Origin of the sequence: Bacteroides sp. An279 (assembly GCF_002159615.1) — a bacterium.
GTDB classification, from domain to species: Bacteria; Bacteroidota; Bacteroidia; order Bacteroidales; family Bacteroidaceae; genus Phocaeicola; species Phocaeicola intestinalis.
The window spans coordinates 1-10,676 of sequence record NZ_NFJA01000112.1 but is presented as its reverse complement, the minus strand read 5'-3'; the positions used below and the strand labels follow the sequence as shown (position 1 = coordinate 10,676).

Annotated in this window: 8 protein-coding genes; 5 read left to right on the top strand and 3 right to left on the bottom strand. The window is 46.6% G+C overall.

Translation table 11 applies throughout. The annotated features are described in order from the left end of the window. The first annotated feature begins 142 nt into the window (after window positions 1-142). Window positions 143-994 (top strand): lipoyl synthase, encoded by an 852-nt coding sequence (gene lipA, locus B5F78_RS14770; protein ID WP_087407069.1) that lies wholly within the window; start codon window positions 143-145, stop codon window positions 992-994. 128 nt (window positions 995-1,122) lie between these two features. Here the strand turns inward: lipA and B5F78_RS14765 are convergent, their stop codons facing one another. The 3 genes from B5F78_RS14765 to B5F78_RS14755 are packed head-to-tail and all read right to left on the bottom strand — an operon-like array spanning window position 1,123 to window position 3,718. Continuing rightward, entirely contained in the window at window positions 1,123-1,827 is a 705-nt protein-coding gene (locus B5F78_RS14765) for an SAM-dependent methyltransferase (protein ID WP_087407068.1), read from the bottom strand. A 32-nt stretch (window positions 1,828-1,859) separates the two neighbouring features. Next, complete coding sequence (locus B5F78_RS14760; RefSeq protein WP_087209837.1) at window positions 1,860-2,846, bottom strand: gliding motility protein GldB-related protein; 987 nt, start codon at window positions 2,844-2,846, stop codon at window positions 1,860-1,862. A gap of 14 nt (window positions 2,847-2,860) precedes the next feature. After that, the gene (locus B5F78_RS14755; protein WP_087209834.1) at window positions 2,861-3,718 is read right to left on the bottom strand and encodes an enoyl-ACP reductase FabI; all 858 of its coding nucleotides are present in this window, start codon (window positions 3,716-3,718) and stop codon (window positions 2,861-2,863) included. A 266-nt stretch (window positions 3,719-3,984) separates the two neighbouring features. Here B5F78_RS14755 and B5F78_RS14750 point away from each other — a divergent pair, with 266 nt between their 5' ends. The 4 genes from B5F78_RS14750 (at window position 3,985) to cls (ending at window position 10,525) form a co-directional block, all read left to right on the top strand. Further along, window positions 3,985-5,592: a glycoside hydrolase family 28 protein gene (locus B5F78_RS14750; protein ID WP_087407071.1), complete on the top strand. Its 1,608-nt coding sequence runs from the start codon at window positions 3,985-3,987 to the stop codon at window positions 5,590-5,592. A 103-nt stretch (window positions 5,593-5,695) separates the two neighbouring features. Beyond that, entirely contained in the window at window positions 5,696-6,919 is a 1,224-nt protein-coding gene (locus tag B5F78_RS14745; RefSeq protein WP_087407067.1) for a DUF4861 domain-containing protein, read from the top strand. 154 nt (window positions 6,920-7,073) lie between these two features. Further along, entirely contained in the window at window positions 7,074-8,747 is a 1,674-nt protein-coding gene (locus tag B5F78_RS14740) for a glycoside hydrolase family 43 protein (protein ID WP_087407070.1), read from the top strand. Between the two features lie 578 nt (window positions 8,748-9,325). Continuing rightward, window positions 9,326-10,525: a cardiolipin synthase gene (gene cls, locus B5F78_RS14735; protein WP_225226492.1), complete on the top strand. Its 1,200-nt coding sequence runs from the start codon at window positions 9,326-9,328 to the stop codon at window positions 10,523-10,525. Window positions 10,526-10,676: the final 151 nt, after the last annotated feature.

Below are 10,676 nucleotides of genomic sequence, written 5' to 3'. Positions count from 1 at the left end.
CTGACGAAGAACAGGAGCGAAAAGGACCAAAAAATCGCCCAAAGCACACACGAAAACGAACACATCAAGCCAAGAAAAACTTTTTGGAGAAATTCAAAACAGCTTCTTAATCTGTGTAATCTGTGGTGAAATAACATATACCATGGAACACGTAAGAAAGCCTGAATGGCTCAAGATACAAATCGGTGCCAATGCCCGTTATGCCGATACCAAACGCATCGTAGATACACACAAGCTGCACACCATTTGCTCCAGCGGACGCTGCCCGAATTTGGGTGAATGTTGGGGAAAAGGAACCGCTACCTTCATGATTGGCGGAGCCATCTGTACCCGTTCGTGCAAGTTCTGCAATACCCAAAGCGGAAAGCCGCTTCCGCTCGACCCGGAAGAGCCCCGGCACGTAGCGGAGTCTATCCGTCTGATGAAGCTGGACCATGCAGTCATAACCTCGGTAGACAGAGACGATTTGCCCGACTTGGGAGCCGCACATTGGGCAGAGACCATCCGGTGCATTAAGGAAATGAACCCTGATACCACCCTTGAAACACTTATTCCGGATTTTCAGGGGCGTGCCGAACTTATCCGGCTTGTCATCCATGCGTATCCCGATATCATTTCACACAATCTGGAAACCGTAAGGCGCATCACCCCACTGGTGCGGAGTGTAGCTACATACGAACGGAGCCTGCAAGTGATACGGATGATAGCCGAAAGCGGAATTACGGCAAAGTCGGGCATAATGGTCGGTTTAGGAGAGACACCGGAAGAAGTAGAACAGACGATGGATGACCTGCTTGCATGCGGATGCAAGATTCTGACTATCGGTCAATATCTCCAGCCAAGCCGGAAGCATTATCCCGTAGCGGCATACATCACTCCCGGGCAATTCCAGAAGTATAAAGAGATAGGCGAAGAAAAAGGATTCTCTACCGTAGAGAGCGGTCCGTTGGTCCGCTCCTCGTATCATGCGGAAAAACACATCCGGTTCACTTGATAAACGCAACCGCCTGCGATGGCTGATGCAAGCGGTTGGGATGTCAGATGCAGCCGCTTGCGTAGGGCAATACATACGGATGCGTTTCCGCATGCGCTTATCCGTTCCGTCATCCGGGGCGAAAAGCCTCATTTATAAATTAAGAAGATGCAGGGGATTTTAGACAAATCGGGCAAATGCCCCTTCCATTCCCGGATGGTCTTTGTCTTGATGTATTCGCCTTCACACGTAATGTTGGCGGCTATGCAAAGCTTGGTTTGCGGGCGGCAGGTCTTTAAGATATCCTCTGCCATTTTATTGTTCCGGTACGGAGTCTCGATGAACAATTGGGTCTGGGATTCGCCGTAAATGCGCTGTTCCAGCTCTTTTATACGTTTTATGCGCTCGGAAGAGTCGATGGGTAAGTAACCGTGGAAAGCAAAGCTTTGTCCGTTGAAGCCCGAGCCCATTACCGACAGGATGATAGAAGAAGGGCCTACCAGCGGAACGACCTTTAGGTTCTTGCGCTGGGCAATAGCCACGACATCGGCTCCCGGGTCGGCTACGGCAGGGCATCCTGCTTCTGAAATTACCCCCATCGGATGTCCTTCTTCCAAAGGACGGAGATAGCCCGACACCACTTCCGGAGCGGTGTGCTTGTTCAGCGGATAAAAAGCCAGCCCGCCGATATCGATGTCCCGGTCTACTTTCTTCAGGAAACGCCGTGCCGAACGCACGTCTTCTACAATAAAATGCTTGATTTGTAAAATGATTTCTTTGTTATAGGAAGGAAGAACACGTTCGATGGCCGTGTCACCCAATGTAACCGGCAATAAATATAATGCTGTATCCATACTTTAAAAAACTAATTAGGTAAGGCCGTCCCTTATTCGAGTGTAAGCTCTCTGAAATCTTCACACTCCAGCAAAGCTTCGACAGATACATCCGGATGCTCTTTCATGTACTTATCCGTCAATTGCATCCCCAACCATACTCCTACAATAGGAGGTATAGGCTCTCCTTTTAAAATAATATTAGGGTCAGGATGCGTGTAAGCACGAATTACCATCGGGTCGGTACTCGACAAATGTCCCCGGCGTACCATCCAGTCCCACAGTTTCTTCCCATTCTTCTTACACCAGTCTGTTTCAGCCTTGGTATAACCCAGCATTTCTGCATCCGAAGAATACCCCAGGATTTTTCGCACCAGCCAATTGATTTTTCCTTGATGCATCATCACATCGAAAAGAGTACGATGACCTGTTTCCCATCCAAACGGATACAGACTTACCAAATAAAAAGTAAAACAATCGGGAAGTATACGTTCGGGGGTCATCGAGCGGCGCTGGTATGCATAATAATAACGTTTGTACAAAGGATAATCCTCGCCCATATACTTATCCAGACTGATTCCCAACAAACTGTCCCCTACTACCACCGACTGGTTCAAAGCAGAAATTTGAGCATACACCTGCGGAACCGGAAGCGAAGGAATTTCTTTCTTCAAACGCTTGAACCCCTCGGTCAGCCGTTCCTCTATCGGTGTCATATCACTGAACTTCTCTTCCGCCTCTTCCATCAAACGAAGCAAGACCGAATCGGAATAATAAGTACACAAACGTTCGTTAATGTCTGGTGCATCCACGCTGCCCAACATCAGCACATCTTCAATAAGGATGCGCGTAGCCTGCGGATAATCCATATTCATTTTCTGAATAGCTGAAATGCTATTCATGACGGTCGCCTCATATTGTAAACGGTCATAACGAAAAACTTTTATCCTTCTGTCAGACAAAGCGTCACCGCTTTGCATATCTGACTGACAGGATGCAAAGGCAATGACGCTTAATAATATGAATAAAAGTTTTTTCATTCAGAAATGATTATTTATCCGTAAATGATATTTCCATTTTCGTCCTTATATTCATCGAGGCCTTTTTCATAAGTTGCCATTGCACGCAAACTCATGCCTACACTTGAAAAACCTCCGTCGTGATACAGGTTCTGCATGGTCACCTTACGGGTCAGGTCAGAGAACATCACGATGCAATAGTCTGCACATTCGTCTGCCGAAGCGTTACCCAGCGGAGACATGCGGTTGGCAAAGTCGAACAGTTTGTCCATGCCTTTCACTCCCGAACCTGCGGTAGTCATCGTCGGCGACTGGGAAATCGTATTGATACGTACGTTGTGCTCGCGTCCGTAAATGTATCCGAAGCTGCGTGCGATAGATTCCAGCAATGCCTTCGCATCTGCCATGTCGTTATAGCCGTAGAATGTGCGTTGTGCAGCTACATAACTCAAGGCTACAATCGAACCGTACTCGTTGATGGCATTCAGTTTTTTCGCGCTCTGAATCATCTTGTGGAACGAAACAGCTGAAATATCCAGCGTCTTGTTCAACATGTCGTAATCCAGATCATCGTATGTACGTTTCTTACGCACGTTGGGCGACATGCCGATAGAGTGCAATACAAAGTCTATTTTACCGCCCAATATTTCCATCGAACGCTTGAACACGTTTTCCAAATCTTCCACACTCGTTGCATCAGCCGGTATTACCTCACAATTCAGTTTTTCAGCCAAAGCTGATATTTCTCCCATACGGACTGCTACCGGAGTATTGGACAATGTTATCACAGCCCCTTCCTCTACAGCCTTTTCTGCTACTTTCCATGCGATAGACTGCTCGTTCAAGGCACCGAATACAATACCTCTTTTTCCTTTTAATAAATTATAACTCATACGTCTTAAACTATAAATTCGGGACAAAGATACAAACATTTCCATTAATCGAACTATTTTCAACAAACGAAATAGCAAATATGAACAATTTTACCTGCCAAGTGATTAAATTATCCATTCTCCAACCAATTTTTGCGCATAAAAGTTCCACATCCGCCCATTTTTTTTACCTATTCAGTCAAAATATTCACATGAGTCTAAACGAAAAGCACTACATTTGTGAATATTATCATACCTTGATGCAAAACTCAAAAAAACATAAGAATATGATTAAATTTAACACGTTACGACATTACTTGCTTTCTGTAGGAATAGCAACTTTTATTGGTACTGGAACCACAAAGGCACAGGCAAATACGCCCATTATCCCGGATGATGTGTATAGCAACCTGCCATTCCAAATGACCAAAGTGCAACAACCCGTGTTTCCCGCCTATTCCCGTTCGATAACTGAGTTCGGTGCTACTGCCGACGGAACCACGCTCAACACGGAAGCATTTGCTCAAACCATCGAAGCCGTATCCCGACAAGGAGGAGGTACCGTGATAGTACCGGCAGGTTTGTGGCTTACCGGACCTATCGTACTGAAAAGCAATATCAACCTGCACTTGGAAGAAAATGCTCTGGTGCTCTTTACAGCCGACCACACACAATATCCCATTATCAAGACTTCATTCGAAGGACTGGAGACACGACGGTGCCAATCGCCCATATCTGCCAACGGTGCTGAAAACATAGCCATCACAGGCAAAGGTGTAATAGACGGGAACGGAGACACTTGGCGCCCCGTAAAGAAAAGCAAGATGACTTCATCACAATGGAATAAACTGGTCGCTTCGGGAGGCGTACTCAATGAAAAAGGAGATATATGGTACCCAAGCGAAGGTTCTATTAAAGGAGCCAATGCGTGTAAAGACTTCAATGTGCCCGAAGGTATCGAGACCGATGAGGAATGGGCCAGTATCCGCGACTGGTTACGCCCCGTGCTGCTGAGCCTCATCAAGTGCAAGAAAGTAATGCTCGAAGGAGTAACCTTCAAAAACTCACCCAGCTGGTGTCTGCATCCCCTCTCATGCGAAGACCTGACCATTACAGGAATCAGCGTATCCAATCCCTGGTACTCACAAAACGGAGATGCACTCGACATTGAATCGTGCAATCGTGTACTGGTACTCGGCAGCAGCTTTGACGCGGGAGACGACGGTATCTGCATCAAGTCGGGTAAGGACGAAAGCGGACGCCTGCGCGGCGAACCTTGTCAAAACGTAATTATCCGCAACAACGTGGTACTGCACGGACACGGCGGATTTGTAGTAGGTAGTGAAATGTCTGGAGGAGTAAAAAACATTTATGTAGACAACTGCTCTTTCCTTGGTACCGATGTTGGCTTGCGTTTCAAGAGTACACGCGGCCGTGGCGGGGTAGTGGAAAACATCCACATCAATAACATCAACATGATTAATATCCCGAACGAGGCACTTATCTTCGACTTGTTCTATGGTGGTAATGCACCGGGTGAAGAAAATGCTTCGGGTGCTCCGAAAGAGGAAGTTGTGCCTCCGGTAACCGAGGAGACTCCGGCATTCCGTGATATCTTCATCAAGAATGTCACCGCAAAGAATGTAGGACGTGCTGTACTGTTCAACGGACTTCCCGAAATGCCTATCAAGAACATTTTCCTGGAGAATGTAACCATTTCCGATGCAAAGGACGGCGTGACATTGAACCGTGCCGAAAACGCGACCCTGAAGAATGTGAAAGTTATCACGACAAAAGGTGGCGATAACCTGAAGATGATGGGGGTAACCAACATTACCGTAGGAGATAAGAAGTACGAAAAAATCGGAAATAAAGCCGAGTCTTATAAATTCTGACCGCATTATCATTAGGTACCGGTTGGCATGCACGTATTAAAAAGCTTCTCCGCACTTAGTTGCTAGCCAACGGGTACCTAGTTGCCTAAATAAATTGACACTTATGAAAACATTCGCTATTATTGGCTTAGCATTGCTGGCAGGAAGTATCTCTGCTTCCGCACAAGACTCAGAGAAAACATTTCAAGTGATTGTAGAGAACCCTTGGCAAACAGAAAAAACCGATGAACCTGTCGTGATAGACCTTCATACGTTGAAAACAGGGTTTACGGTAAAATCAGCAGTTGTATCCGACGGAACTTCTGAAATACCCTCCCAGTTGGACGATATGAATGGCGATACCCGTGCCGACGAGCTGGCATTTGTCATCGACGTACCTGCACAAGGCAAAAAGACACTGACCGTCACGCTTTCTCCGAAAAAGAGCGATAAGGTATATCCCGCACGTGTTTTTGCCGAAATGTTGTTCCGTACTTCCAAGAAAAACCAATATGCCAAAGGGTATGCCATTTATGCCGATGGAAACGCTTATACGTATACCATTCAGCAACATCATGGCATCGCTTTCGAAAGCGAGCTGGTAGCATACCGCATTTATTTCAACGAAAAGCAGACCACAGACCTTTATGGCAAATTCCGCAAAGGACTGGAAATCGAGGAAAGCCAGTTTTATCCTACCGATGAGCAATTGAAGCGGGGATTCGGGGATGACGTCATCAAGGTGAACAATAGTTGCGGAGCCGGAACGCTCCGGGGATGGGACGGCACGCAGACTACCATGATTCAGCCCGTTGACATCCGTGGCCAGCGGATTCTTGCCGACGGTCCGGTACGTACCGTAGTAGATGCCGAAGTGAAAGGCTGGCAATATCAGGGTAAAGAACTGAATATGATAAACCGTTACACCCTCTATGCCGGACACCGTGATGCACAGGTGGATGTGATTTTTGATGCTCCGCTGACTGATGAAGTGTTTGCTACCGGTGTGCAAAACATAACCGGACATGCCGCAATGTATTCCGACCATGAAGGACTCGTAGCAAGCTGGGGAACCGATTGGCCAGTAAACGATACGGTGAAGTATAAAAAGGAAACGGTAGGTCTTGCTACGTATATCCCTAAGAAACTGGTCGTAAAAGAAACCGCCGACAAGGAGAACTTCCTTTATACCGTGAGCGCTCCCGGCGAAAGTTCATTCCGTTATTACACGTCGTTTACATCGTGCAAGGAAACTTTTGGATATCCGACCAAAGAAAAATGGTTTGCCTACGTGCAAGAATGGAAGAAGTATTTGGAACAGCCTGTTAAGATACAAGTCATTGAGTAAGCAAAGTTGCGGTGTGCTGCCCATACTCCGGCATTTGACCTAAAGTATAAAGAATCATAAAATTTGCCCGGCAGGGCAGGTAAACCGCATATCTCAATCGTAATAGGCAAAAAGTGAAATCTAAATTGTAAACCGTAAATTGTAAATGTACAAGATGAAACAACTTCTACTCTCAATCCTGCTGGGAGGCTGTGCGCTTCCTGCGCTGCACGCCCAAGATAACTATGTTTCGGAAGTATGGGTGGCCGACCAAGGTGACGGAACGTATAAAAATCCGGTTCTTTATGCCGACTATTCCGACCCCGATGTTATCCGTGTGGGCGAAGATTATTACCTCACTTCATCCAGTTTCGGATGTTTGCCCGGACTTCAGGTGCTTCATTCCAAAGACTTGGTGAACTGGAGTTTCGCAGGTGTTGCAGTGCCTCATGCCTTGCCTCCTGTAACCGATACTGCCCCTCAGCACGGAAACCGTGTATGGGCTCCCTGCATCCGTCATCATAACGGAGAGTTTTATATCTTTTGGGGAGACCCCGATCAAGGTATCTTTATGGTGAAAGCCAAGGATGTGAAAGGACCGTGGTGCGAACCGGTATTGGTGAAAGCAGCCAAGGGAATTATTGACACCACTCCGCTTTGGGACGAAGACGGACGTGTGTACCTTGCTCACGCTTACGCCGGAAGCCGTGCCGGACTGAAGAGCGTCATTGCCGTATGCGAATTGAGCGCCGATGCCACCCGCACCATCGGACCCTCACGAATCGTATTCGACGGACACGAAGCGCACGAAACCTGCGAAGGTCCCAAGTTCTACAAACGCAATGGATATTATTACATGTTTTTCCCTGCCGGTGGAGTACCGACGGGCTGGCAGGTAGTAGCACGCTCGAAAAACGTATATGGCCCTTACGAATGGCGTACCGTGATGGCACAAGGCAACAGCCCTGTCAACGGTCCTCACCAAGGCGGATGGGTAGACACACCTACAGGCGAAGACTGGTTCATGCATTTCCAGGATGTAGGCGCAGCCGGACGCCTTGTACACCTCCAGCCGATGAAATGGGTGAACGATTGGCCCGTTATCGGTGAAGATAAAGACGGAGACGGATGTGGTGACCCTGTATTGACTTGGAAAAAACCGGATGTGGGCAAAACTTATCCGATTTGCACTCCGCAGGAAAGTGATGAATTCAACACCAATATTCTTGGCTTGCAATGGCAATGGAACGCAAATATCAACGATAAGTGGCACTTTTGCGATGAGGAACACGGGTGCCTGCGCCTCTATTCTTACCCAGTAACAGAAAACTACAAGAGCTTGTGGGATGTGCCCAATATGCTACTCCAGAAGTTCCCTGCACCGAGTTTCAAGGCAACCATGAAACTGAAGTTCGCTCCTATCGCTAAATACAAGGGCGAACGCACCGGACTGGTGGTGATGGGTATGGACTATGCCGGAATCATTCTTGAGAACACGGAAAGCGGACTGGTGCTCTCGCAAGTGGAATGCAAGAAGGCAGACCGTGGAGGAACAGAAACCGTCAATGCCAGTGTGCCTTTGAAAGAAAACGAAATCTACCTGCGTGCCGAAATCATTTCTACCGGTGAAAAGATAAGCAAAAGCGAAGGCGGACACGACCTTGTCGTAATGTGCCAGATGAGTTATAGCACGAATGGAAAGAAATTCCAGAAATTAGGCAAACCTTTCCAAGTAAAAGAAGGCAAATGGATAGGTGCCAAGGTGGGTACTTTCTGCACCCGTCCTGCTATCGTCACCAATGACGGAGGATGGGCAGACATAGACTGGTTCCACATTACGAAAGAATAAGGAACTGTTTTGGATTTCTACAAAATATAGGTCTATCGCTGTAAGATTAATAATCTTCAGGCTGCAAGATTATTAATCTTACAAGCGGAAGATTATTAATCTTACACCAGACGAAGTCATCTGTCATCTCTAAGAGCCTGTTTAAAAATCCCAATAAAGCAAGATTCTACCAGATTAATTTAAAACAGACTCTAAGCTGCCGCAAGCATACAAATCGTTTTATGAATGTCCTTTAGATTTGCCGATGCAGTCGTTTTAGGAGCAGATATTGGCTAAAGGATATTCATAAATCGTTTTTATTCTTGTGGCAGCCTTTTTATGCCACATGGTAGAGACAATACAAAATATTCAAGGAAAAGACACCCCTATATAACGTCACTGTTTCTTGTCCGATTCACACTATTTACGGTCGATACTTCACCTTTTAAGAAAAACGAAGTACAAAAAATCACACCCTATTGTTTTATTGGTTATTTTTGTCGCCCAAAAACTAAATGAAGATGAAAAGAGCCTGTTATTGTTTCCCATACCTCAATCTGTGGTTGCTGCTTACCTTTATAGCTGCCGGCACTTTGTATATGCAAGCTCAAAAATGGCTTCCATCCGATTCACTTTTCGCACATTACCTGCAAAACAAAGGATATAAAATTATCAACAACAACCAATTTACCCTTTTACCCAGTGGACGGGAAAAGTTTGACCATTTATTTGCCGAAATACGCAAAGCAAAACAACATATCCATTTAGAGTATTTCAATTTCCGGAATGATTCCATAGCCAATGCCCTATTCGACTTGCTTGCCCTAAAAACAAAAGAGGGAGTCGAGGTACGTGCCATGTTTGATGCTTTCGGAAATATGTCGAACAACCGGCCATTACGCAAACGCCATTTGAATGCATTGAGGGAAAAAGGTATCGATATCGTCACGTTTGACCCCATTACCTTCCCCTACTTCAACCATATCGCCAGCCGTGACCACCAAAAAATCGTGGTCATCGATGGCAAAACCGGTTATACCGGCGGAATGAACATTGCCGACTATTACATCAACGGACTACCTAAAATCGGAGCGTGGCGAGACATGCACCTCTGCATCAAAGGCCCTGCCGTAAACGAATTACAACATGCATTTGTAGACACATGGGAAAAAGAAACCGGACAAGAAATCAAAGGACAAACCTATTTCCCTTTCAATACCGACTCACTTAATGCCCCACCCCGACACGCCGGAGGACAAGTGGCAATCGTGCAACGCATCCCCAAGACTCATCCCGAAGCTATGCGGCACGCTTATATTGCCGCCATTGATGCCGCCCAATATAAGATACAACTCATCAATCCTTATTTTACCCCCACGATAAGTGTAAGACGTGCCATCGAACGGGCTTTGGAACGAGGAGTAAAAGTGGAAATTATGATTCCAGGTAAATCGGACATCTCATTTACCCCCGATGCCGGATTTTATTTTGCCAACAAGTTACGCAAGAAAGGTGCACGCATTTATATTTACAACGGAGGGTTTCACCATTCGAAAGTAATGATGGTAGACGACCGTTTCTGCACGATAGGAAGCACCAACCTGAACAGCCGGAGCCTGCGCTACGACTATGAAATCAATGCTTTCCTATTCGATCTGCCCATTACCGACCAATTGGTGCAAATTTTCAATCAGGACAAACGGAACAGCACAGTGATGACCAAAGATGTCTATAAAGACCGTACACCCTGGAAACGCTTCATAGGCTGGTTTGCCCATCTGTTTACACCGGTACTTTGAAATCCGGAATGCCAAGCAGGTTCCGGCAAATGCAAGAACAGCCCCCACCGTCAAGTTAGAAGTGCAACTCCGCCACCGCCTTCCTCCGTCCTTGGAGCGTAGCGGAAAGGGCGGAGGAAGGCGGTGGAAGCCCGGAATCAGGGTCATCCGG